The 24,828-nt window shown below is 51.0% G+C and carries 22 protein-coding genes and 1 pseudogene; 14 read left to right on the top strand and 9 right to left on the bottom strand.

Annotated elements, in window-relative coordinates; all coding sequences use genetic code 11:
- Positions 1–15: 15 nt before the first annotated feature.
- Positions 16–1,272, bottom strand: coding sequence for a glutamyl-tRNA reductase (hemA, locus tag H9644_RS08620; RefSeq protein ID WP_010346781.1), 1,257 nt, complete (start codon positions 1,270–1,272; stop codon positions 16–18).
- 213 nt (positions 1,273–1,485) lie between these two features.
- Between hemA and lolB the strand changes: the two genes are divergently transcribed.
- The 4 genes from lolB (at position 1,486) to dauA (ending at position 5,862) form a co-directional block, all read left to right on the top strand.
- Positions 1,486–2,109, top strand: a complete 624-nt coding sequence (lolB, locus tag H9644_RS08615; RefSeq protein ID WP_064528837.1) for a lipoprotein insertase outer membrane protein LolB — start codon at positions 1,486–1,488, stop codon at positions 2,107–2,109.
- The gene (gene ispE / locus H9644_RS08610) at positions 2,109–2,960 is read left to right on the top strand and encodes a 4-(cytidine 5'-diphospho)-2-C-methyl-D-erythritol kinase (protein ID WP_191774193.1); all 852 of its coding nucleotides are present in this window, start codon (positions 2,109–2,111) and stop codon (positions 2,958–2,960) included. Before lolB ends, ispE begins: the two co-directional genes overlap by 1 nt.
- Positions 2,961–3,110: 150 nt before the next feature.
- Positions 3,111–4,058 (top strand): ribose-phosphate diphosphokinase, encoded by a 948-nt coding sequence (gene prs / locus H9644_RS08605; RefSeq protein ID WP_001298109.1) that lies wholly within the window; start codon positions 3,111–3,113, stop codon positions 4,056–4,058.
- Between the two features lie 124 nt (positions 4,059–4,182).
- On the top strand, positions 4,183–5,862 hold the full coding sequence (gene dauA / locus H9644_RS08600; protein WP_074399526.1) for a C4-dicarboxylic acid transporter DauA: 1,680 nt from the start codon (positions 4,183–4,185) through the stop codon (positions 5,860–5,862).
- 59 nt (positions 5,863–5,921) lie between these two features.
- Here dauA and ychH read toward each other — a convergent pair whose 3' ends face one another.
- Positions 5,922–6,200 (bottom strand): stress-induced protein YchH, encoded by a 279-nt coding sequence (gene ychH, locus H9644_RS08595; protein ID WP_064528711.1) that lies wholly within the window; start codon positions 6,198–6,200, stop codon positions 5,922–5,924.
- Between the two features lie 277 nt (positions 6,201–6,477).
- Between ychH and pth the strand changes: the two genes are divergently transcribed.
- The 3 genes from pth to H9644_RS08580 all read left to right on the top strand — a co-directional run bounded on the left by pth (position 6,478) and on the right by H9644_RS08580 (position 8,643).
- Positions 6,478–7,062 carry an aminoacyl-tRNA hydrolase gene (gene pth / locus H9644_RS08590; RefSeq protein WP_000152933.1) on the top strand — a complete coding sequence of 195 codons (585 nt, stop codon included), beginning with the start codon at positions 6,478–6,480 and terminating at the stop codon, positions 7,060–7,062.
- Positions 7,063–7,178: 116 nt separating this feature from the next.
- Entirely contained in the window at positions 7,179–8,270 is a 1,092-nt protein-coding gene (gene ychF, locus H9644_RS08585) for a redox-regulated ATPase YchF (RefSeq protein WP_064528709.1), read from the top strand.
- A 190-nt stretch (positions 8,271–8,460) separates the two neighbouring features.
- A complete protein-coding gene (locus H9644_RS08580) occupies positions 8,461–8,643 on the top strand; it encodes a hypothetical protein (protein ID WP_077883516.1) in 183 nt (60 codons plus the stop codon).
- A gap of 36 nt (positions 8,644–8,679) precedes the next feature.
- On the opposite strand, the gene dhaR is transcribed toward H9644_RS08580, so the two are convergent.
- Entirely contained in the window at positions 8,680–10,599 is a 1,920-nt protein-coding gene (gene dhaR / locus H9644_RS08575; RefSeq protein WP_191774191.1) for a dihydroxyacetone kinase operon transcriptional regulator DhaR, read from the bottom strand.
- A gap of 227 nt (positions 10,600–10,826) precedes the next feature.
- On the opposite strand from dhaR, the gene dhaK reads away from it, so the two are divergent.
- The 3 genes from dhaK to dhaM are packed head-to-tail and all read left to right on the top strand — an operon-like array spanning position 10,827 to position 13,969.
- On the top strand, positions 10,827–11,897 hold the full coding sequence (gene dhaK, locus H9644_RS08570; protein WP_191774189.1) for a dihydroxyacetone kinase subunit DhaK: 1,071 nt from the start codon (positions 10,827–10,829) through the stop codon (positions 11,895–11,897).
- Positions 11,898–11,907: 10 nt separating this feature from the next.
- The gene (dhaL, locus tag H9644_RS08565) at positions 11,908–12,540 is read left to right on the top strand and encodes a dihydroxyacetone kinase subunit DhaL (RefSeq protein WP_064528701.1); all 633 of its coding nucleotides are present in this window, start codon (positions 11,908–11,910) and stop codon (positions 12,538–12,540) included.
- 10 nt (positions 12,541–12,550) lie between these two features.
- The gene (dhaM, locus tag H9644_RS08560) at positions 12,551–13,969 is read left to right on the top strand and encodes a dihydroxyacetone kinase phosphoryl donor subunit DhaM (protein WP_105289146.1); all 1,419 of its coding nucleotides are present in this window, start codon (positions 12,551–12,553) and stop codon (positions 13,967–13,969) included.
- Positions 13,970–14,024: 55 nt separating this feature from the next.
- Here the strand turns inward: dhaM and H9644_RS08555 are convergent, their stop codons facing one another.
- Positions 14,025–15,380, bottom strand: coding sequence for a glycoside-pentoside-hexuronide (GPH):cation symporter (locus H9644_RS08555; RefSeq protein WP_064528698.1), 1,356 nt, complete (start codon positions 15,378–15,380; stop codon positions 14,025–14,027).
- A gap of 330 nt (positions 15,381–15,710) precedes the next feature.
- On the opposite strand from H9644_RS08555, the gene H9644_RS08550 reads away from it, so the two are divergent.
- Positions 15,711–17,405 (top strand): alpha,alpha-trehalase, encoded by a 1,695-nt coding sequence (locus tag H9644_RS08550; protein WP_191774187.1) that lies wholly within the window; start codon positions 15,711–15,713, stop codon positions 17,403–17,405.
- Positions 17,406–17,530: 125 nt separating this feature from the next.
- Here H9644_RS08550 and H9644_RS08545 read toward each other — a convergent pair whose 3' ends face one another.
- Complete coding sequence (locus H9644_RS08545; protein ID WP_000511315.1) at positions 17,531–17,785, bottom strand: GlsB/YeaQ/YmgE family stress response membrane protein; 255 nt, start codon at positions 17,783–17,785, stop codon at positions 17,531–17,533.
- Positions 17,786–17,982: 197 nt separating this feature from the next.
- On the opposite strand from H9644_RS08545, the gene ycgR reads away from it, so the two are divergent.
- Positions 17,983–18,717, top strand: a complete 735-nt coding sequence (gene ycgR / locus H9644_RS08540) for a flagellar brake protein YcgR (protein WP_191774185.1) — start codon at positions 17,983–17,985, stop codon at positions 18,715–18,717.
- A gap of 1 nt (position 18,718) precedes the next feature.
- On the opposite strand, the gene emtA is transcribed toward ycgR, so the two are convergent.
- The gene (gene emtA, locus H9644_RS08535) at positions 18,719–19,330 is read right to left on the bottom strand and encodes a membrane-bound lytic murein transglycosylase EmtA (RefSeq protein ID WP_064528692.1); all 612 of its coding nucleotides are present in this window, start codon (positions 19,328–19,330) and stop codon (positions 18,719–18,721) included.
- A gap of 99 nt (positions 19,331–19,429) precedes the next feature.
- Between emtA and ldcA the strand changes: the two genes are divergently transcribed.
- Positions 19,430–20,344 (top strand): muramoyltetrapeptide carboxypeptidase, encoded by a 915-nt coding sequence (gene ldcA, locus H9644_RS08530; protein WP_064528690.1) that lies wholly within the window; start codon positions 19,430–19,432, stop codon positions 20,342–20,344.
- A gap of 94 nt (positions 20,345–20,438) precedes the next feature.
- Positions 20,439–22,109 (top strand): annotated as a pseudogene (locus H9644_RS08525) (potassium/proton antiporter); the annotation flags it as partial.
- Here the strand turns inward: H9644_RS08525 and H9644_RS22050 are convergent.
- From H9644_RS22050 to dadA, 3 genes are read right to left on the bottom strand one after another with little or no spacing between them, the layout of a single operon-like run.
- The gene (locus H9644_RS22050; protein ID WP_446719062.1) at positions 22,047–22,217 is read right to left on the bottom strand and encodes a hypothetical protein; all 171 of its coding nucleotides are present in this window, start codon (positions 22,215–22,217) and stop codon (positions 22,047–22,049) included. The pseudogene H9644_RS08525 and the gene H9644_RS22050 sit on opposite strands and share 63 nt — an antisense overlap.
- A gap of 19 nt (positions 22,218–22,236) precedes the next feature.
- Entirely contained in the window at positions 22,237–23,307 is a 1,071-nt protein-coding gene (gene dadX / locus H9644_RS08520; RefSeq protein WP_191774183.1) for a catabolic alanine racemase DadX, read from the bottom strand.
- A 9-nt stretch (positions 23,308–23,316) separates the two neighbouring features.
- Positions 23,317–24,615, bottom strand: coding sequence for a D-amino acid dehydrogenase (dadA, locus tag H9644_RS08515; protein ID WP_191774181.1), 1,299 nt, complete (start codon positions 24,613–24,615; stop codon positions 23,317–23,319).
- Between the last annotated feature and the right edge of the window lie 213 nt (positions 24,616–24,828).

Here is a 24,828-nt window from a genome sequence, read left to right as displayed (position 1 = left end):
GAAAATGATGTACTGCTACTCCAGCCCGAGGCTGTCGCGCAGAATATTCAGGCGTTCGTTATCCCCGTCACGGGCAGCCTGTTGAAGTGATTTCGTTGGCGCATGGATCAGGCGGTTTGTCAGTTTCCATGCCAGATCCTGCATAATGGCTTGCGCATCGCCCCCTTGTTCAAGGGCCGCTAACGCTTTGGCGGTTAACTCATCGCGAACCTGTTCAGCCTGACTGCGATAATCGCGAATGGTTTCGCTGGCACTTTGTGCGCGCAACCACGCCATGAATTCGCTGGTTTCCTGGGCGACGATAGTTTCCGCCTCAACTGCAGCAGCTTTACGCTGCGCCAAGTTGTGCGAAATAATGCTTTGCAGATCATCAACGCTGTAAAGGTAGGCATTCGCCAGTTTGCCAACTTCTGGCTCTACATCGCGTGGGACGGCAATATCCACCAGCAGCATCGGTTGGTTGCGACGACTTTTTAATGCGCGCTCCACCATGCCTTTACCGATAATCGGCAACGGGCTAGCGGTGGAACTGATGATGATATCGGCTTCACGCAGACGCTCGTCGATATCGCTCAGGGCAATAACTTCCGCGCCGACTTCATCTGCCAGAATTTGGGCTCGTTCGCGAGTACGGTTGGCGATAATCATCTTCTGTACTTTGTGTTCGCGCAGATGACGTGCCACCAGTTCGATGGTTTCGCCCGCGCCAACCAGCAGTACGGTCACCGTAGAGAGCGACTCAAAGATCTGCCGCGCCAGCGTACAAGCCGCAAATGCAACAGATACAGCACTGGCGCCAATATCTGTTTCAGTGCGGACGCGTTTCGCCACGGAGAAAGATTTCTGGAACATGCGCTCCAGTTCGCTGGCCTTCATATGACCTTTTTGCGAATCAGCAAAGGCTTTTTTTACCTGACCGAGGATTTGTGGCTCGCCCAATACCAGTGAATCCAGGCCACTGGCAACACGCATTAAATGGCTGACCGCATCGTTATCCTGATGCCAGTAGAGGCTATTACGCAGATCTTCTTCGTTAAGATTGTGGTAGTCGCACAACCAGCGAATGAGCGCCTCTTGCAGGTTATCCTGCTCTTCAACGCTAAGATAAAGTTCTGTGCGGTTACACGTCGACAGCACCACGCCGCCCTGCACCATCGGCTGCGCGAGCAGGCTGTCAAGCGCCTGATCGAGCTTGTCCGGCGAAAACGATACACGCTCTCGTAGCGATACAGGTGCCGTTTTATGGTTAATACCGAGTGCTAAAAGGGTCATGTCTGCGGGAAATAATACCAACGTTGATATGGTTAGTCTGCTCGCATCATACAGGATGCGTGAGTTCAATAAAAGAGAGCGCCCCCTTTTGGAGTAATTGCCTAAACCCGTTAGATTCTGGCAATTAAGACAACTTGAACATAGACGATGGCTGACGGTAACGCTAGCATTAAGGGTTATAACTGCAACGTATCTCAAGGACTTGTCATTATTATGCCCCTGCCCGATTTTCGCTTTATCCGCCTGCTACCACTGGCTGCTCTCGTGCTCACGGCCTGTTCCGTTACGACGCCGAAAGGTCCAGGCAAAAGCCCGGATTCGCCACAGTGGCGTCAGCATCAGCAAGACGTGCGCAACCTGAATCAGTACCAGACACGCGGTGCGTTTGCCTATATTTCCGACCAACAAAAAGTGTATGCCCGTTTCTTCTGGCAGCAAACTGGCCAGGATCGCTACCGTCTGCTGCTGACTAACCCATTGGGCAGCACTGAACTGGAGTTGAATGCCCAGCCGGGTAATGTGCAGTTAGTGGACAATAAAGGCCAGCGTTATACCGCCGATGACGCTGAAGAGATGATTAGCAAATTGACCGGAATGCCGATCCCGCTCAACAGCTTGCGCCAGTGGATTTTAGGTTTGCCAGGTGATGCAACCAACTACAAACTGGACGACCAGTACCGCCTGAGCGAAATCACCTACAGCCAGAACGGCAAAAACTGGAAAGTGGTATACGGCGGTTATGACACTAAAACGCAACCTGCGATGCCTGCTAATATGGAACTCACCGACGGCGGTCAGCGCATCAAGTTAAAAATGGATAACTGGATAGTGAAATAATGCGGACTCAGTGGCCCTCTCCGGCAAAGCTTAATCTGTTTTTATACATTACCGGTCAGCGTGCGGACGGCTATCACACGCTGCAAACGCTGTTTCAGTTCCTGGATTACGGCGACACCATCAGTATTGAACTTCGCAACGATGGGGAAATCTGCCTGTTAACCCCCGTTGAAGGTGTGGAACACGAAGATAATCTGATTGTTCGCGCGGCACGGTTGTTGATGAAAGCAGCCGCCGCCAGCGGACGTCTTCCGACAGGAAGCGGTGCAGATATCAGCATTGACAAGCGTTTGCCTATGGGCGGTGGTCTGGGCGGTGGTTCATCCAATGCCGCAACAGTTCTGGTGGCTTTAAATCATCTGTGGCAATGCGGACTCAGCGTTGATGAGTTGGCAGAAATCGGTCTGACGCTGGGCGCAGATGTTCCGGTCTTTGTCCGTGGTCATGCTGCTTTTGCTGAAGGGGTTGGCGAAATATTAACGCCGGTGAATCCACCAGAGAAATGGTATCTGGTTGCGCACCCTGGCGTGAGTATTCCTACACCAATGATTTTTAAAGATCCCGAACTCCCGCGCAACACGCCGAAAAGGTCAATAGAAACGTTGCTAAAATGTGAATTCAGCAATGATTGCGAGGTTATCGCAAGAAAACGTTTTCGCGAGGTTGATGCGGTGCTTTCCTGGCTGTTAGAATACGCCCCGTCGCGCCTGACTGGGACAGGGGCCTGTGTCTTTGCTGAATTTGATACAGAGTCTGAAGCCCGCCAGGTGCTAGAGCAAGCCCCGGAATGGCTCAATGGCTTTGTGGCGAAAGGCGTCAACCTTTCCCCATTGCACAGAGCCATGCTTTAAGCCGGGCAAGCTGAGTTTCGGTGACAACGTCACCTTGTTCCAGACGTTGCATCGCGCTCTTTAATACACCGCCTGGAAAGAATATTGCCTGGCCCGCACAGTTTTCGGCAGATTCTTTCCACCAATGGACGCATGCCTGAGGTTCTTCTCGTGCCTGATATGAAGCTTTTTGCTGGTAACGCCACCCCGGAACTAGCACAACGTATTGCCAACCGCCTGTACACTTCACTCGGCGACGCCGCTGTAGGTCGCTTTAGCGACGGCGAAGTCAGCGTACAAATTAACGAAAATGTACGCGGTGGTGATATTTTCATCATCCAGTCCACTTGTGCCCCTACTAACGACAACCTGATGGAATTAGTCGTTATGGTTGATGCCCTGCGTCGTGCTTCCGCAGGTCGTATCACCGCTGTTATCCCCTACTTTGGCTATGCGCGCCAGGACCGTCGCGTCCGCTCCGCTCGTGTACCAATCACTGCGAAAGTGGTTGCAGATTTCCTCTCCAGCGTCGGTGTTGACCGTGTGCTGACGGTGGATCTGCACGCTGAACAGATTCAGGGATTCTTCGACGTTCCGGTTGATAACGTATTTGGTAGCCCGATCCTGCTGGAAGACATGCTGCAGCTGAATCTGGATAACCCGATTGTGGTTTCCCCGGACATCGGCGGCGTTGTGCGTGCCCGCGCTATCGCTAAGTTGCTGAACGATACCGATATGGCAATCATCGACAAACGTCGTCCGCGCGCGAACGTTTCCCAGGTGATGCATATCATCGGTGACGTTGCTGGTCGTGACTGCGTACTGGTCGATGATATGATCGACACAGGCGGTACGCTGTGTAAAGCTGCTGAAGCGCTGAAAGAACGTGGTGCTAAACGTGTATTTGCGTACGCGACTCACCCGATCTTCTCTGGCAACGCAGCGAACAACCTGCGTAACTCTGTAATTGATGAAGTCGTTGTCTGCGATACCATTCCGCTGAGCGACGAAATCAAATCACTGCCGAACGTGCGTACTCTGACCCTGTCAGGTATGCTGGCCGAAGCGATTCGTCGTATCAGCAACGAAGAATCGATTTCTGCTATGTTCGAACATTAATCGAACCCGGCTCAAAGACCCGCTGCGGCGGGTTTTTTTGTCTGTAATATCCATTTGTATGACCTATGCCTCCTTCACCTGCCATTTAGTTGACAGATGATGCGCTCACGGATGAAACATTATTGTGAACAAAATATTTTCCTCACATGTGATGCCTTTCCGCGCTCTGATCGACGCTTGCTGGAAAGAAAAATATACTACTGCACGGTTTACCCGTGACCTGATTGCCGGGATAACCGTCGGGATTATTGCTATCCCGCTGGCGATGGCGTTGGCTATTGGTAGTGGTGTGGCGCCACAGTACGGTTTATATACCGCTGCTGTTGCGGGGATTGTCATTGCTCTGACGGGAGGATCGCGCTTTAGCGTATCCGGTCCGACTGCGGCATTTGTGGTAATACTCTATCCCGTTTCGCAACAATTTGGACTGGCAGGGCTGCTGGTTGCGACGTTGTTGTCGGGGATCTTTTTGATCCTGATGGGTCTGGCACGCTTTGGTCGCCTGATTGAATATATTCCGGTTTCCGTCACCTTAGGTTTCACCTCAGGTATCGGGATCACCATCGGTACGATGCAGATTAAAGATTTTCTCGGTCTGCAAATGGCCCATGTCCCGGAACATTATCTACAAAAAGTCGGCGCATTAGTTATGGCGCTGCCGACCATTAACGTAGGCGATGCCGCAATTGGTATTGTGACGCTTGGTATTCTGATTTTCTGGCCACGTTTGGGCATTCGCTTACCCGGCCACCTTCCGGCCTTGCTGGCAGGTTGCGCGGTGATGGGGATTGTTAACCTGCTCGGCGGACATGTTGCTACCATCGGGTCGCAATTCCACTACGTTCTGGCCGATGGTTCTCAGGGTAACGGTATTCCACAACTGCTGCCACAGTTGGTGCTGCCGTGGGATCTGCCCAATTCAGAATTTACGCTTACATGGGACTCCATTCGTACCCTGCTGCCTGCGGCATTCTCAATGGCAATGCTCGGGGCAATCGAATCTCTGCTCTGCGCAGTGGTACTGGACGGTATGACCGGGACTAAACACAAAGCGAACAGCGAACTGGTTGGACAGGGATTGGGGAATATTATCGCTCCGTTCTTTGGTGGTATTACCGCTACAGCTGCAATCGCGCGTTCTGCCGCTAACGTCCGTGCCGGAGCAACTTCCCCCATCTCGGCGGTGATCCACTCTATTCTGGTTATTCTCGCCCTGCTGGTACTGGCGCCGCTGCTTTCCTGGCTGCCGCTTTCCGCAATGGCTGCCCTGCTATTGATGGTGGCGTGGAACATGAGTGAAGCGCATAAAGTGGTCGATTTGCTGCGTCATGCACCGAAAGATGACATCATCGTCATGCTGCTGTGTATGTCATTGACCGTGCTGTTTGATATGGTTATTGCCATCAGTGTGGGGATCGTACTGGCATCGCTGCTGTTTATGCGCCGTATCGCCCGTATGACTCGCCTGGCTCCGGTGGCAGTAGACGTTCCAGACGATGTGTTGGTCTTGCGTGTTATTGGCCCGCTGTTTTTCGCGGCAGCTGAAGGTCTGTTCACCGATCTGGAATCACGTCTGGAAGGCAAACGAATTGTTATTCTGAAGTGGGATGCCGTTCCGGTGCTTGATGCGGGTGGTCTTGATGCGTTCCAGCGTTTTGTGAAACGCCTGCCTGAAGGGTGTGAACTGCGCGTGTGTAATGTGGAATTCCAGCCACTGCGCACAATGGCTCGTTCCGGTATTCAACCGATCCCGGGTCGTCTGGCGTTCTTCCCGAATCGTAGCGCGGCGATGGCGGATTTGTAAGAAAGGTATGAGATTGACCAGTCAGCGTAAACTGACTGGTCAGCAAACTACATTATTTGTTAGCTATGACGGCGATTATCGCTACGGCGGCAACGTTTGTCATAGTGGCGAACCCACCAGTAACGATCGCACACCTGTTCATGCCCGCCAACACGGGCTCCCGCCAGCCAGAGAATGGCACCGACGAAAATACTCAGCACTGCACCGTGTGCGAAATACTGGGGCATATCAAACTGTGGTAACTGGTTGAGGATTGAATACCCCACACCAACCACCATCACCACCAGACCCAACCCCATGAGCACGTTACCGAGTAACGAAGCGTTTTTGCGTTTCATGTGTCACCTCCGGAACTTTCTGGGTTGTAACAGGGAATACCCCTCTTCCTTATGTGTAAAGTATAGACAACACTCTGTAGGTTATGTGCGGGCGTGATCACAATTACAACCCTCGTTTCAACAAAACTTTACAAATAAACGTCTGAACGCCTTGACTTTCTAATAGTCGACACAGGCAATTATTACGTTATCTGCGCTTAACACGCTGTTTTTTGTCAAGCGGGGCCGCAACCAGTAAACTACGCGCCAGTTATGTACTCACTCAGGACAAAAAAACGTGACGATTAAATTGATTGTCGGCCTGGCGAACCCTGGCGCTGAATACGCCGCAACGCGACATAATGCTGGCGCCTGGTTCGTTGACTTACTGGCGGAGCGTTTACGCGCTCCACTGCGCGAAGAGGCTAAATTCTTTGGTTATACCTCGCGAGTTACCCTCGGAGGCGAAGATGTCCGCCTGTTAGTACCGACCACATTTATGAATCTCAGCGGCAAAGCCGTCGCCGCGATGGCCAGTTTTTTCCGCATTAATCCGGATGAAATTCTGGTCGCTCACGACGAACTGGATCTGCCCCCGGGCGTTGCCAAATTCAAATTGGGCGGTGGCCACGGTGGTCACAATGGACTGAAAGACATCATCAGTAAATTGGGTAATAACCCTAACTTTCACCGTTTACGCATCGGAATCGGTCATCCGGGCGATAAAAACAAAGTTGTCGGGTTTGTGTTAGGCAAACCGCCTGTTAGTGAACAGAAGTTAATTGATGAAGCCATCGACGAAGCGGCGCGTTGTACTGAAATGTGGTTTACAGATGGTTTGACCAAAGCAACGAACCGATTGCACGCCTTTAAAGCGCAATAAGTCGTTGTCTGCGGCATTTTTGCCGAGTGCCGTGTATAATAGGCAAAGTTATTTCCATTTCTGCAATCTGTTTGTGATAACAGGTTGATTATTAAGATATTAAGGTGATTTAAATCATGGGATTCAAATGCGGTATCGTCGGTTTGCCCAACGTCGGGAAATCTACCCTGTTCAACGCGCTGACCAAAGCCGGTATTGAAGCGGCCAACTTTCCATTCTGTACCATCGAGCCGAACACGGGCGTCGTACCAATGCCTGACCCTCGCCTGGATCAACTGGCTGAAATCGTAAAACCGCAGCGTACGCTTCCCACTACCATGGAATTTGTCGATATCGCCGGTCTGGTAAAGGGCGCGTCGAAAGGTGAAGGTCTGGGTAACCAGTTCCTGACCAACATTCGTGAAACCGAAGCGATCGGCCACGTTGTTCGCTGCTTTGAAAATGACAATATCATTCACGTTTCCGGCAAAGTTAACCCGGCGGACGATATTGAAGTTATCAACACCGAACTGGCACTGGCGGATCTCGACACCTGTGAACGTGCGATTCATCGCGTACAGAAGAAAGCCAAAGGTGGCGATAAAGACGCGAAAGCCGAACTGGCGGTGCTGGAAAAATGCCTGCCACAGCTGGAAAACGCAGGTATGCTGCGCGCGCTGGATTTAAGTGCAGAAGAGAAAGCGGCTATCCGTTACCTGAGCTTCCTGACGCTGAAACCAACGATGTACATTGCCAACGTCAACGAAGACGGTTTTGAAAACAACCCGTATCTTGACCAGGTACGTGAAATCGCGGCGAAAGAAGGCTCTATTGTAGTTCCGGTTTGTGCTGCTGTTGAAGCAGACATTGCCGAACTGGACGACGAAGAACGTGACGAATTTATGCAGGAACTGGGACTGGAAGAACCGGGCCTGAACCGTGTGATCCGTGCCGGTTATAAACTGCTGAACCTGCAAACTTACTTCACCGCTGGGGTGAAAGAAGTGCGCGCATGGACCATTCCGGTTGGTGCAACTGCTCCGCAGGCAGCAGGCAAAATCCATACTGATTTTGAAAAAGGCTTTATCCGTGCACAAACCATCTCGTTTGAAGATTTCATCACTTACAAAGGTGAACAAGGCGCGAAAGAAGCAGGCAAAATGCGTGCAGAAGGTAAAGATTACATCGTTAAAGATGGCGATGTGATGAACTTCCTGTTCAACGTCTAATTCCGCGTAATACCCGAGCGGTTAATAATGAGCCATTATGTGAGTCGCACATAATGGCTTTTTTTTTGCCTGCTATGTTGCTTCTTCCAATTCTGAGTTACCGAAATTCATAATCAGACTCCTGGCAATATTAACAATGTGGCTTTTATGTGATAACAATCACAATGCATTAACCGTTCAAGAGTTTGTCATGAAAAAAACATTTACCTTCAGCCTGCTAGCAATTGTCTTCGCCAGCCTGTTAAGTGCCTGTGTTCCTCACCATCATCACCGCCACAGCGATGGCCCGCGTGGTCCTGCGGCTTCCGGTAAGCCAATGCCACCCTCAAATGGTGGGCCAAATCATGGCAGCCCTGGTCATGACCGCTATTAATTAGCAACTCATTCGCGGGAGAGACATACACTCCCGCTATCCACGGCGCTTGAACTGACTCGCATCAATGCCATGTTGCTTCATTTTTCGCCACAGCGTAGTACGGCCAATCCCCAATAATGCAGACATTTCCTGAATACGCCCGCCAGTAACCTGGGCTGCGTTAATAATCGCCTCTTTTTCAACTTCCGCAAATGACAGACTGGTAGAAAGGCGTGTGGCGCTGACATCATCTGTCGCCTGTTCGGTAAACAAATGTTCAGGCAAATCACTGACGCGAATGCGCCCGTTATCGCAACTCAGAGCAAGATTCTCGATGACGCTGTAAAGTTCAAAATCATTGCCAGGCCATGCACAGGAAACCAGACGGGTGAGCGCATCGTCATCAATTTTCAGACGCGTAGAGAAACGTTTTTCAAGACTGCGTAATTTGTTATTCACCAGCGCAGGAATGCTGCCGCGCCGCATCCGCAGAGGCGGGATGGTAATTTCAAATGCATGCAGCGCGTAATACAGCTGGCGACTAAAACGATTTTGCTCCACCAGCATTGCCAGGTCCGCAGTTGTAGTGGCAATCACTTTGACATCAATGGGTATTAAACGCCGCGCATCCAGTCTCGTGATGACGCCCTGCTTGATAACCTGAAGCAAAGCAGACTGTAACTCCACCGCCAGATATTCAATCTTTTCAAGAAACAGCGTACCGCCATGCGCCAGTTCCAGCCGACTCAGACGACCATTTTCATTCTCCGTGCGATCGCCACCAATAAATTCTTCCGCCAGCGCCGCATCACCATATAACTCACAATTAACAGCGATATAGGGACCCGCTGCACGCTCGCTTTCATTGTGAATTGCCTGACTTAGCAGTGCCTTGCCCACGCCCTCTTCTCCACAAAGAAGAACAGGAAAGCTGCTGCGCGCCGCCTGACGGCCAAAATGAATCAAGCGGCGGGTTTGTGGATCGTCCTGGGGCATATGGGCGAAGGTATGGCTGACTTTCCCTAATTGACTGGTCATCAATTGCCGCATTTGTTCTACCGGATGGAGCAACAGGATAAAGCTGGTCCCTTGCGTTTCAATTATCGGTTTAAGAGTAATGACCGCATCAATAAATTGGTGCTGGCTTTCAAAAGTTGCTTCCACATGTTTGAGCGGATGAGCCTGCTTTATTGCCTGTTGCAATACGGTTGGTAGCGTTAATAGCTCAGTGATCGCCCTTCCCTGGCTTGCCGCCGCATCCAGACGCAAAACGCGCGCCGCCTGAGCATTGATAAATTGCAAATGCCCCTGCTCGTCCCAGCTAATCACGCCATCGTCCATACTTTCCAGCAAGGCGTTAAGCTGATTTAAATGCCGGTTTGTTTCAGCCAGTAAACTGTCTGTCAGCAGTAAGTTTCCTACCTCGCGTGCAATTGCCAGCGTCAACGGCAAATCGGCTGCGGTGGTTTGCTCAACCGGACACGCCAGAGCTATCGTTCCCGTTAATCGGCCCTTACTGTCAAACAGTGGCGTTGCACAAAATGCCCAATCCCATAGCGCCTGCTTGAAATGTTGATCGGCCATCGTTTTCACTGCCTGACCGGAGATAGCCGCTAACGATAGCGCACAAGTACCAATAATTCCCTCTGAGCAATACGTGCCGTCATTGAATCCCAGGACACTAAGCTGGCGCAGCGTTTGCGGATCACCATAACGACTAAGGATGCAGGCGGTTTCATCAAGGATGAACAGTCCGCACGCCCGCGATTCCATATATTCCCAGGCATCTTCCAGTGCCGCTTGCCCGAGTGCCAGCATCGCTTCCTTACGCCGATAGATAGAAGCAAATGTCACGCCCCGAGCCTGATGCGGTACGCTCCATGACTCCCGTTTCATCAGCTTGCGGCATCGCTCCCAGGATGCTGCTATCAGGGGAGATATGCTCTGTTGCTGGTTGTTAAAACCGTCATTCATATTTTCCGCCCTTATGACAAAAAGGTGTTCCGCATCGCAAATTTACTTATCCAGACTCGACATGGTTCCGTTATGGAACATTTATTAAAGCATACGTTTCATTGTGAAACATAATTTGGGTTAATTTTCTTTTCCCCTGCCTGATGCACAATGGATTTACCGGCAGTCAGTGGTCGCCGTGTCGTTGAACATCATCTATGCCCTACCATAATTGCTGGAGCAAAATAATGAAAAAATTGATCAATGATGTGCAAGACGTACTGAATGAACAACTGGCGGGGCTGGCGAAAGCCTATCCTTCGCTGACACTGCATCAGGACCCGGTGTATGTCACCCGAGCCGATGCGCCAATTGCAGGAAAAGTGGCGTTATTGTCGGGCGGCGGCAGCGGACACGAACCAATGCACTGTGGTTATATTGGTCAGGGTATGCTCTCGGGGGCGTGTCCGGGCGAAATTTTTACCTCACCGACGCCCGATAAAATTTTTGAATGTGCCATGCAAATCGATGGTGGTGAAGGCGTATTGCTGATCATCAAAAATTATACCGGCGATATTCTCAACTTCGAGACAGCGACAGAATTACTGCATGATAGCGGTGTAAAAGTCACCACGGTAGTCATTGATGATGATGTCGCAGTTAAAGACAGTCTTTATACCGCCGGGCGGCGCGGGGTTGCCAATACAGTATTAATTGAAAAAATTGTTGGCGCAGCGGCAGAACGTGGCGAATCGCTGGACGCTTGTGCACAACTGGGGCGTAAGTTGAACAATCAGGGCCACTCTATTGGTATCGCCCTCGGTGCCTGTACCGTTCCGGCTGCGGGCAAACCTTCTTTTACGCTGGCAGATAATGAAATGGAATTTGGTGTCGGCATTCATGGTGAGCCAGGTATTGACCGTCGCCCCTTCTCCTCCCTTGATCAGACTGTCGATGAAATGTTCGACACGCTGCTGGAAAATGGCACATACCACCGCACGCTGCGCTTCTGGGATTATCGACAAGGTAGCTGGCAGGAAGAGACGCAAACTAAACAACCGCTCCAGTCTGGCGATCGCGTAATTGCGCTGGTCAACAATCTTGGCGCGACACCGCTTTCTGAACTGTATGGCGTCTATAACCGCCTCACCACGCGTTGCCAGCAAGCTGGCTTGACTATCGAGCGCAATTTAATCGGCGCGTACTGCACCTCACTGGACATGACCGGTTTTTCCATCACCTTACTGAAAGTTGATGACGAAATGCTGGCGTTATGGGACGCCCCGGTCCACACCCCGGCGCTTAACTGGGGTAAATAAGGAGATAACCATGTCACTGAGCAGAACTCAAATTGTTAACTGGCTCACTCGCTGTGGAGAAATTTTCAGCAAAGAGAGCGATTATCTTACCGGGCTGGATCGTGAAATCGGCGACGCCGACCACGGGCTGAACATGAATCGTGGCTTTAGCAAAGTGGTGGAAAAACTCCCTGCCATCGCGGATAAAGACATCGGTTTCATTCTCAAGAATACCGGTATGACGTTGCTATCCAGCGTCGGCGGTGCCAGCGGCCCACTGTTCGGTACTTTCTTTATCCGCGCGGCACAGGCAACTCAGGCACGTCAAAGCCTGACGTTGATAGAACTTTATCAGATGTTCCGCGATGGCGCAGACGGCGTAATCAGTCGGGGGAAAGCAGAACCAGGCGATAAAACCATGTGCGATGTCTGGGGGCCGGTAGTTGAGTCGTTACGCCAGTCCAGTGAGCAAAACCTTTCTGTTCCGGCGGCGCTTGAAGCCGCCAGTAGCGTTGCGGAATCCGCCGCACAAAGCACGATTACGATGCAAGCCCGCAAAGGCCGTGCCAGTTATCTCGGTGAACGCAGTATTGGTCACCAGGACCCTGGTGCAACCTCCGTGATGTTTATGATGCAAATGTTGGCGTTAGCCGCAAAAGAGTAAGGAATTGGTGATGGTAAACCTGGTCATAGTTTCACATAGCGCCCGACTGGGAGAAGGTGTCGGTGAATTAGCCCGCCAGATGTTAATGGGCGATCGTTGTAAAATCGCCATTGCCGCAGGAATTGACGATCCGCAGAATCCCATCGGTACAGATGCCGTCAAAGTGATGGAAGCCATCGAATCCGTTGCCGATACCGACCATGTACTGGTCATGATGGATATGGGGAGTGCGTTATTGAGTGCAGAAACCGCACTGGAATTGCTTGCGCCAGAGATCGCCGCGAGAGTTCGTTTGTGCGCTGCGCCCTTGGTCGAAGGAACGCTGGCAGCAGCGGTCAGCGCAGCCTCGGGGGCGGATATCGACAAAGTCATCCATGACGCCATGCATGCGCTGGAAGCCAAACGCGAACAACTGGGTTTACCGTCATCCGCCACCGAGATATCTGACACATGCCCGCCGCACGATGAGGAAGCCCGCTCCCTGGCTGTGGTGATAAAAAACCGTAACGGCCTCCACGTGCGCCCGGCCTCCCGACTGGTCTATACATTATCGACATTTAATGCAGACATGTTGCTCGAGAAAAACGGTAAGTGCGTAACACCAGAGAGTATTAACCAGATTGCGCTGTTACAAGTCCGCTGTAACGATACGCTTCGCCTGATTGCAAAAGGGCCTGAGGCTGAAGAGGCACTGGTCGCTTTTCGCCAGTTAGCTGAAGATAACTTTGGTGAAACGGAAGAGATAGCACCGCCAACTCTGCGTCTAGTTCCGCCTGTCACAGGAAAAGCCTTTTATTATCAACCCGTTTTATGCACAGTACAGGCGAAATCATCACTGAGCGTGGAAGAAGAACAGGAACGGTTACGCCAGGCAATTGACTTCACGTTGTTAGATCTGATGACCTTAACAGCAAAGGCAGAATCAAGCGGGCTCGACGATATCGCCGCAATCTTTTCCGGTCACCATACACTATTAGACGATCCTGAACTGCTGGCAGCGGCAAGCGAACTCCTTCAGCATGAACATTGCACGGCGGAGTATGCCTGGCAGCAGGTTCTTAAAGAACTTAGCCAGCAATACCAGCAGATTGATGATGAATATCTGCAGGCTCGCTATATCGATGTGGACGATCTTCTGCACCGCACCCTGCTCCACCTGACACAGACAAAAGAAGAACTCCCTCAGTTTAGCGCGCCGACCATTTTACTGGCGGAGAACATTTATCCCTCCACGGTAATTCAACTGGATCCGACGGTCGTAAAAGGCATCTGCCTTAGTGCTGGAAGTCCGGTATCCCACAGCGCTCTAATTGCTCGTGAACTGGGCATTGGCTGGATTTGCCAGCAGGGAGAGAAGCTGTATGCAATTCAACCTGAAGAGACGTTAACGCTGGACGTTAAAACGCAACGTTTTAGCCATGATGGCTAATAAACCAGTGTCCGGATGGCATCGTAACTATGCCATCCGGAAAAGCCGTACGTAATTAGCCAGCGTACTGACCGTGTTGTAAATCCTGTACTACTTTGTTCATTTTCGCTTCATTCAACAGATAAAACTTAATAGAAATTGCCGTCAGGAAGTAGAAGAATGCCGGCAAGAGGGTAAACAGTAATACTACGCCCTGCACTGAATTAGCGGATTGAGTTGTGCTACTGGTTGCATAACCATAATAAGCCAGTACCCAACCAATCACCGCCCCACCTACCGCAACGCCCAGTTTGATGACAAAAATATTCGCAGCAACGTTCATCCCCGTAATACGACGACGCGTTTTCCATTCACCATAGTTATTCGCATCGGTAATCATCGACCACTGAAGTGCGCCATTTCCGCCCTGAATAATCTGAATTGCCAGATGAGCCAGTAATGGAATAACCCAGTATTCTACCGGCAGGAAATAACAGAGAACGCCCAATGCTGCATTAATAATATTAACCCAGAATGAAAGTTTAATTTTACAAAAGCGAGTACCAAATGGTTTCGCCAGTACAGAACCTAACATAGAAGCAAACATTCCGCCGAGCATAAACCAGGTAAGAATATCTGAACCTTTATTTAAAACGGTATTAACATAATAAACAACAGCACCGCCACGGATAACCACCGCCACCAGCATCATAAAATTATAAACAGAGAGAATGCGCCACTGATCATTCTTAAAAAGAATTTTCAAATCGCGAGCTATATTAAGATTTTCTTCCTGAATAGGTTGTACACGCTCTTTGGTGGTCAGGAAACAGATTAAGAACATAATGCAGCCAATAACGCCAAACACCGCCATCGCAATCTGGATACCAGTAGCCCGGTCCCCAGGAGAGAGGAAGTCAGCGACAGGCAGGATAAATGCAGTACCTAACGCACCACCAATAGGCGTGATGGCAAAACGCCAGGATTGCAGTGACAGGTTTTCATGCGGATCGGACGTCAACGCCGCGCCCAATGAGCAGTAAGGAATATTAATAGCCGTATACATTAATGTCATAAATATATAGGCGGCAACCGCATAGACAACCTTACCGCTGTCAGAGAAATCAGGAATGGAGTAAACCAGCACGCAACTGACCGCAAACGGTATACAGATGGCCAACAGCCACGGACGGAAACGCCCCCAACGAGATGAGGTTGCATCGGCGATTGCCCCCATAATCGGATCGGTAATAGCATCCAGTAGACGCACCAGTAAAAACATGGTTCCCATTACGGCTGGCGGCAGACCATAAATATCGGTATAGAAATAAGCGAGGATGGCAACAGAAGAATCAAAGACGATATGGCTGGCAGCATCGCCCAGGCTATAGCCTATTTTTTCTTTTATTGGCAATCTTTCCACATTAGACATGTTTTATCCTTATCTATAAATTTAATTCACGGAATACCTTTCACTGGCGCAATTCTTCACGGAAGTTTTTGGTCGGTCTATTATGTTTTTTCATTAAATTCTTATGATTTTTTTCTTCTGTGATCGCACAACAACAGTTACTGCCCATTTAATAAACAACATATATTTTATGAATATATTGCAACACTATTGATGCTGTTAATTACACCGGCCATAATGCCTGACACCTCGCAGAATGAGATTTCAATCATGCAGTTGCCGCGATCCTGAACTAAGGTTTTCTGATACTTGAATACCGTTTTGTTCGGTATCGCCAAAGGAGAATGATTGATGAAACCACTTGTCCCTCGTCACCTGCAAAGAATGGCGTTAATTCCCACCACCGTTTTATTGTGTTTTGCCACGCTATCGGCACAAGCGGAAGAAATCGCCGTCACACCACAATCGCCTGATATTTTGTTGGGACCGTTGTTTGACGATGTACAAAACGCCAAACTTTTTCCTGATCAAAAAACTTTTGCCGATGCCGTGCCAAACAGCGATCCATTGATGATCCTCGCAGACTACCGGATGCAGCAGAATCAGAGCGGGTTCGATCTGCGCCATTTCGTTAACGTCAATTTCACCCTGCCGAAAGAGGGAGAGAAATATGTTCCTCCAAAGGGGCAGTCACTGCGCGAACATATTGACGGACTTTGGCCGGTGTTAACCCGTTCTACCGAAAGTACCGAAAAATGGGACTCTTTGTTGCCGTTGCCAGAGCCCTATGTCGTGCCGGGAGGGCGTTTTCGCGAAGTGTATTACTGGGACAGTTACTTCACCATGCTGGGGCTTGCTGAAAGCGGTCACTGGGATAAAGTGGCTGACATGGTGGCGAACTTTGGTTATGAAATAGATACTTATGGGCATATTCCAAACGGTAACCGCAGCTATTATTTGAGCCGATCGCAGCCGCCATTTTTTGCCTTGATGGTGGAGTTACTCGCGCAACACGAAGGTGACGACGCGTTGAAACAATATCTGCCGCAACTGCAAAAAGAGTACGCGTACTGGATGGACGGTATTGAAAACCTACAGGCCGGACAACAGGAAAAGCGCGTTGTTAAACTCAAGGATGGCACTATTCTTAACCGCTACTGGGATGATCACGATACGCCACGTCCGGAGTCGTGGGTAGAAGATATTGCCACCGCCAAAAGCAATCCGAACCGACCTGCCGCTGAAATTTACCGCGATCTGCGTTCTGCTGCCGCGTCTGGCTGGGATTTCAGCTCACGCTGGATGGACAACCCGCAGCAGTTAAATACGTTACGCACCACCAGCATCGTACCGGTCGATCTCAATAGTCTGATGTATAAAATGGAGAAAATCCTCTCCCGCGCCAGTAAAGCCGCCGGGGATAACGCGATGGCCAGCCAATACGAGACGCTCGCCAATGCCCGTCAGAAAGGGATCGAAAAATACCTGTGGAACGATCAACATGGTTGGTATGCCGACTACGATCTGAAGAGCAATAAAGTGCGCAATCAGTTAACTGCCGCCGCCCTGTTCCCGCTTTATGTCAATGCAGCGGCAAAAGATCGCGCGACCAAAATGGCTGCCGCTACTAAAACACATCTATTGCAACCAGGCGGACTGAACACCACATCGGTGAAAAGTGGACAACAATGGGATGCGCCAAATGGCTGGGCGCCGTTGCAATGGGTCGCTGCCGAAGGATTGCAGAACTACGGGCAGAACGAGGTGGCTATGGATATTAGCTGGCACTTCCTGACCAATGTTCAGCACACTTATGACCGGGAGAAAAAACTGGTCGAGAAATATGATGTCAGTACCACCGGAACGGGTGGCGGCGGTGGCGAATATCCGTTGCAGGATGGCTTTGGCTGGACCAATGGCGTCACGCTGAAAATGCTGGATTTGATCTGCCCGAAAGAGCAACCGTGTGACAACGTTCCAACAACGCGCTCGACCAGTAAATCAACAACACAGCCAACCACCAAAGTCGCAGAACCTTCGCATTAACGTTCTTTTACCCAACAACGTCATTCTGCTTATCTGGATGACGTTGCAGTTTGGTCTGGTTTAGATTTAATCATAATTTGACAACGGATAGCGGTGTCAGCACCGCTATCCGTCTTTGGATACACTTATTCTCTTCGCAAGAGGCGAAATACCCCCAGAACGAGAATAGCTCCCACCACCGCCACCAGGAAGCTGTGCAAATTAAAACCACTGATGGAGCCGCCAATGCCAAACATGGTTGCCAGCCAGCCGCCGACAACCGCACCGACTATCCCGAGAATACAGGTCAGGAAAAATCCACCACCATCACGCCCCGGCATGATCAGCTTGGCGATAATGCCGGCTATCAGGCCAAAAATAATCCAGGCAATAATTCCCATGTTCAGGCCCTCGTTTCTATGAACAGGACGCAAGAAATGCTTACGTCAACGCTCTAAGTATAGGCAAGGGTAAGTTTGATGTCGGGCGTCTGGCGGTTGATTTGCAGCCGGAATATAAAAAAACTCGCACTTGTATAAAGTTTTGTTAATTGCTACCGATAAACCAAAGACAGTTTGTCGGTCAGGAGTTTTTCCGCGTGAGTCACTACCATGAGCAGTTCCTGAAACAAAATCCTTTAGCAGTGCTGGGCGTTTTACGCGATTTGCATAAAGCCGCAATTCCCTTGCGTATCAGTTGGACTGACGGTCAACTGATCAGCAAAATACTGGCTATAAGCCCTGATAAACTGATGCTGGATTACGGTAGTCAAGCTGAAGACAACAATGCCGTGCTTAAGGCGCAGCACATTACCATTACCGCCGAAACTCAGGGTGCGAAAGTCGAGTTTACTGTTGAACAATTACAGCAAAGTGAATACCTGCGGCTTCCGGCCTTTATTACCGCACCACCTCCCGCTCTGTGGTTTGTGCAGCGACGCAGATATTTCCGCATCTCCGCCCCACTTCATCCGCCTTATTATTGCCAGACCAAACTGGCGGATAACAGCACGTTACATTTTCGTCTTTTCGACTTATCACTGGGGGGAATGGGGGCATTACTGGAAACGGCAAAACCAGCCGGATTACAAGAAGGCATGCGCTTTGCACAGATTGAAGTCAACATGGGGCAATGGGGCATTTTTCACTTTGACGCCCAGTTACTGACGATCAGTGAGCGTAAATTGATTGATGGTAAAAATGAAACCATCTCCACTCCCCGTCTGAGCTTTCGTTTTCTTAACGTCAGCCCGACGGTGGAGCGGCAATTACAGCGGATTATTTTCTCACTAGAGCGGGAAGCCCGTGAGAAAGCGGACAAAGTACGCGACTGAGTTACATTGCGTCCAGAGCCTGCTCGAGTTTGTAGATATAGCGTGGAGCCTGCGGCGCGGGGTGATTTCTCGCTACGTGATCGAGGAACTCGTCAGCGTCCAGATCGTTGATTTTGCTGATCGCCTTTTTCCGATCTGAGGAGAAAGTCCGTAGCAGTGCGCCAGCCCCGTTAGCGTATGACACCACCAGCGCATATTGCAGTACTTTCGGATCTTCAATACCTGCCAGCGGGCCGGTTTCCAGAATATTCAGGTAAGCCGCCCCCATTGAGATATTACGCTCCGGATTTTTCAGCTCACTGGTCGTCGGTTCGCCACTCCAGCCCATGCGACGATAAACATCACGTCCGGACGTAGAGGCTTTTAGCTGCATCAGACCAATCGCATTCGACTTACTCACCGCGTTCGGGTTACCGCCCGATTCGATAGCGATAATCGCCGTGATCAATTGTGGATCGACACCCCAGGCCGCACCGGCTTTCTGACTTATTGGCATCCACTTCATTGCACGTTGTACCGGAACTTTCGCATTCCACGGGGGGTTCGTGTAGTCATGTTTTGATGCACAACCAGCTAATAACACAATCAAAAAGGCAAACCATCTCAATTTCACTTCATCTATCCTTATAGCCTGGAATCGCCGTTGAGGTGACAACGGCACACCTAAGCGGCATGATATACAATTCGTTTCTGTTGTCAGCAAGGAATTGCCATGTCTCAGTTTCACTTAATCGCCCCGTCGGGTTACTGCATTAATCAGCACGCCGCGCAGCGCGGTATTCAACGCCTGATGGATGCGGGTCATCAGGTCAATAACGTAGAGGTCATTGCCCGTCGCTGTGAGCGGTTTGCAGGTACGGAAACGGAGCGTCTGGCGGATATTAATTCCCTTGCAGGGCTAACGTCACCCAACACTATCGTTCTGGCGGTTCGCGGCGGTTACGGTGCCAGCCGCTTACTGGCGGATATTGACTGGCAGGCGCTGGTTGCTCGCCAACAACATGATCCGTTGCTGATCTGCGGGCATAGCGATTTCACAGCCATCCAGTGTGGACTGCTGGCCCAGGGTAATGTCATCACCTTTAGCGGCCCGATGCTGGTGGCTAATTTTGGCGCGGAAGAGCTGAACGCCTTTACCGAACACCATTTCTGGCTGGCATTACGCAATGAAACATTCACCATTGAATGGCAAGGGGAAGGCCCGACGTGTCGGACCGAAGGCACGTTGTGGGGCGGCAATCTCGCGATGCTGATTTCGCTGATTGGTACGCCATGGATGCCGCAAATTGAGAACGGTATTCTTGTGCTGGAAGATATTAACGAGCACCCTTTCCGCGTCGAACGTATGCTGTTGCAGCTCTATCATGCCGGAATTTTACAACGTCAGAAGGCGATTATCCTCGGTAGCTTCAGTGGTAGCACGCCCAATGATTATGACGCGGGTTACAACCTGGAGTCAGTGTACGCGTTTTTGCGTTCCCGCCTGTCGATTCCACTCATTACCGGCCTCGATTTTGGTCATGAGCAACGCACGGTTACGCTGCCGTTGGGCGCACATGCCATCCTTAATAACACCCAGGAAGGCACGCAGTTGACGATTAGCGGTCATCCTGTTCTTAAAGTGTAAAAAAATCACGCTTCAGGGCTAAGTAAAACGCTGTCTCTGCCGCTAATATGGTAGGGTTTATATAAGAGACAGCGTAATCAGGAGTAACCGACCGTTGGATGCCACAACAATAATTAGCCTTTTCATCTTAGGATCCATCCTTGTCACCAGCAGTATTTTACTTAGTTCATTTTCTTCCCGTCTTGGTATTCCCATTCTGGTTATTTTTCTGGCAATTGGCATGCTGGCGGGGGTTGATGGTGTCGGCGGCATCCCGTTTGATAATTATCCTTTTGCTTACATGGTAAGTAACCTCGCACTGGCAATTATTTTGCTCGACGGCGGGATGCGCACCCAGGCCAGTTCATTTCGCGTGGCGTTAGGTCCGGCGCTGTCGCTGGCGACGGTGGGCGTGCTGATTACATCTGGTTTAACCGGCATGATGGCGGCGTGGCTGTTTAATCTCAATTTGATTGAAGGCTTATTAATCGGCGCAATCGTCGGTTCCACGGATGCCGCAGCGGTATTTTCTCTGCTTGGCGGCAAGGGGCTTAACGAACGTGTTGGCTCGACGCTGGAAATAGAATCCGGCAGTAATGATCCGATGGCCGTCTTTCTGACCATTACCCTGATTGCGATGATCCAGCATCATGAAAGCAATATTAGCTGGATGTTCATTGTCGATATTCTGCAACAATTTGGCCTGGGCATTGTAATAGGTCTTGGCGGCGGTTATTTGCTGCTGCAAATGATCAACCGCATCGCCCTGCCTGCCGGGTTATATCCATTGCTGGCATTAAGCGGCGGTATTCTGATTTTCTCATTAACCACCGCGCTAGAAGGTAGCGGTATTCTGGCGGTTTATCTGTGCGGTTTTCTGCTGGGTAATCGCCCTATTCGCAACCGCTACGGCATTCTGCAGAATTTCGACGGCCTCGCCTGGCTGGCACAAATCGCTATGTTCCTTGTTCTGGGCTTGTTAGTTAACCCGAGTGACTTACTGCCTATTGCTATTCCGGCGCTCATTTTGTCCGCATGGATGATTTTCTTCGCCCGTCCCCTGTCGGTATTTGCCGGACTGCTGCCGTTCCGTGGCTTCAATTTGCGCGAGCGCGTATTTATCAGTTGGGTCGGTCTGCGCGGCGCGGTGCCAATTATCCTGGCGGTATTCCCGATGATGGCGGGCCTGGAGAATGCACGGCTGTTCTTTAATGTCGCCTTCTTCGTGGTTCTGGTTTCGCTATTGTTACAGGGAACGTCACTCTCGTGGGCCGCAAAAAAAGCCAAAGTGGTGGTTCCGCCCGTTGGACGCCCGGTATCACGCGTTGGCCTTGATATTCACCCGGAAAACCCCTGGGAGCAGTTTGTTTATCAGTTGAGTGCCGATAAATGGTGCGTGGGCGCGGCGCTGCGCGATCTGCATATGCCGAAAGAGACACGTATTGCGGCACTGTTTCGTGATAACCAGTTGCTTCATCCCACCGGCAGCACCCGACTGCGTGAAGGCGATGTATTGTGTGTAATTGGTCGGGAACGCGATCTCCCGGCGCTCGGTAAATTGTTCAGCCAGTCACCGCCGGTCGCGCTGGATCAACGCTTCTTTGGTGATTTCATTCTTGAAGCCAGTGCCAAATATGCCGATGTGGCGCTGATATATGGTCTGGAAGACGGTCGGGAGTATCGAGATAAACAGCAAACGCTGGGGGAAATTGTCCAGCAATTGTTAGGCGCGGCTCCGGTTGTCGGTGACCAGGTGGAGTTTGCCGGGATGATCTGGACGGTGGCCGAGAAAGAAGATAATGAAGTGCTGAAGATTGGCGTTCGGGTAGCGGAGGAAGAAGCCGAATCTTAAGTTTAATGCGTCTTGTATCGCCGGATGCGACGCTGGTTGCATCGTATCCGGCCACAACACGTTACACCGTCACAACAGGCACACGTAACGCCAGCGCGCACATCAACTCATAGCCAACGGTTCCGGCAGCGGCGGCGACATCATCAATTTTGATTTCTTTGCCCCACAACTCAACCGGTGTACCAATTCCCGCCTGCGGGCAAGGTGTTAAATCTACCGCCAGCATATCCATCGAGACAGTCCCCACCGTTATGGTGCGCACGCCGTCCACCAAAACCGGTGTACCGGTTGGCGCATGACGCGGATAACCGTCGGCGTATCCGGCGGCAACAATGCCAATTCGCTGTTCATCACGCACGGTATAGCGACCACCATAGCCCACACGATCTCCCGCTTTTAGCGTCTGGATCCCAATTATCTCGCTGCTTAACGTCATTACCGGACGTAATCCGGTATTGGCGATATCACGCCACTGACCGGACGGTGATGCACCATACAAAACAATCCCCGGACGCACCCAGTCAAAATGCGCTTCCGGATGCCACAGCGTCGCCGCCGAATTAGACAACGAGCGTCGGCACTCAAGTCCTTCCGCCGCCTGGTCAACACGCGCCATCGCCTCGGTGATCCCATCAGGATGCTCGGCCTCGGCAAAATGCGACATCAAGGTCATTTCGCCAACATTAGCCATCGCCCGCAGTTGCTGCCAGACGGTGGACACGCGATCGGGCAGGAAGCCCAGCCGATTCATTCCACTGTTTACTTTAAGATAAATATCCAGTGGTGCTTTTAGTCGCGCGATTTGCAACGCTTTGAGCTGCCAGTTACTGTGAACACAGGTAGTCAGGCGATACTGGTCATAAATCTCCAGATCCTGGGCGTGGAAAAAGCCTTCCAACATGAGGATCGGCCCTTTCCAGCCTCGCTCACGTAGGGTAATGGCCTCTTCCAGATTAAGTAAGGCAAAGCCATCGGTCGCCCCGAGCGCACTCCAGATACGCTCAATGCCGTGCCCATACGCGTTCGCTTTTACCACCGACCAGACGCGCGCATGCGGCGCAGCCTGGCGGACAATGTTCAGATTCTGTTTTAATGCCTGTAGATCGAGGCTGGCCTGTATCGGTCTGGTCATCTCGATTCCTTAGCTGTGCGCGCCATGTAAATGGCCCGGGCGTGATGGCGCAAATCCACGGTTGTAGCGCGCTACGCTTAAATCCTCATACGGGATAGCGGGCGTGCGACCAGAGAGCAGATCGCTTAACAACTGACCGGAACCGCAAGCCATCGTCCAGCCGAGCGTGCCGTGACCGGTATTCAGCCACAGATTTTTGAAGCGTGTGCGACCAACAATCGGCGTGCCGTCTGGCGTCATCGGGCGCAGACCGGTCCAGAACGTGGCCTGCTCGACATGACCGCCACGCGGATAGAGATCGCGAACTACCATTTCCAGCGTTTCACGACGCGGCTGTAACAGTTCAGTATTAAAACCAACAATTTCCGCCATTCCGCCGACGCGGATACGGTTATCGAAACGGGTAATGGCGATTTTGTAGGTTTCATCAAGAATGGTGGACACCGGCGCACCATCTTCCTGCGCAATCGGAATGGTCAGGGAATACCCCTTCAGTGGATATACAGGAATATCAACAATGTCTTTAAGCATCGCCGTCGAGTAAGAACCAAACGCCATAACATACGCATCGGCCTTAATCACTTCATCACCACACTTCACACCGTAGATTTGTTCGCCGTCACAAAGCAGCTGATCAACTGGCGTATTAAAGCGGAATTTAACCCCCGCCTGCTCCGCCATCCTCGCCAGATTCTGGGTAAACAGCTGGCAGTCTCCGGTTTCGTCATTAGGCAGTTGCAGACCGCCGGTCAGTTTATGCGCCACTTCCGCCAGCGCGGGCTCCACTTCTGCCAGGCGGCTGGACTCCAGTAATTTGTACGGCACACCAGCATCTTCCAGCACGGCGATATCGCGAGTGGCGTTTTCATACTGTTGTTCAGTACGGAACAGTTGCAGCGTCCCGCCCTGCCGCCCTTCATACTGGATATTTGTCTCTGCGCGTAATGCTTTCAGGCAATCACGACTGTATTCCGCCAGGCGCACCATCCGCCCTTTATTTTCCATATAATTGCTGGTATCGCAGTTACGTAACATTTGCCACATCCATTTCAACTGGAACTGCGTACCATCGAGACGAACAGCCAGCGGCGCATGGCGCTGAAACATCCATTTAATCGCTTTTAAAGGCACGCCTGGTGCCGCCCACGGCGCGGCATATCCCGGGGAGATTTGCCCGGCATTCGCTGCGCTGGTTTCAAGAGCCGCCCCCGGTTCCCGATCAATGACGGTGACCTCATGTCCTGCCTGATTCAGATACCAGGCGCTGGCAACGCCTACCACACCACTTCCCAGTATGACAACTCGCATAGCCACTCCGATAACGGTAGATACAGTAAAAGAATAATAATCTAATTACATCTTGATAACTCAGTTGAAAATATTATTCAACATACTGCTTTTTTATGGTGAGCTGGCTCACATCTCCCTGACACGGCGGGAATATGCTGTCTTTGGTATCTCCTGCTGAACGTGCTTTTTATCCAGCAGAAAATTCCGTTGAGAAGCTAATTATTGGCACTC

Source organism: Escherichia whittamii (genome assembly GCF_014836715.1).
Taxonomy (GTDB): domain Bacteria; phylum Pseudomonadota; class Gammaproteobacteria; order Enterobacterales; family Enterobacteriaceae; genus Escherichia; species Escherichia whittamii.
This window is presented reverse-complemented; position numbering and strand designations above follow the sequence as displayed.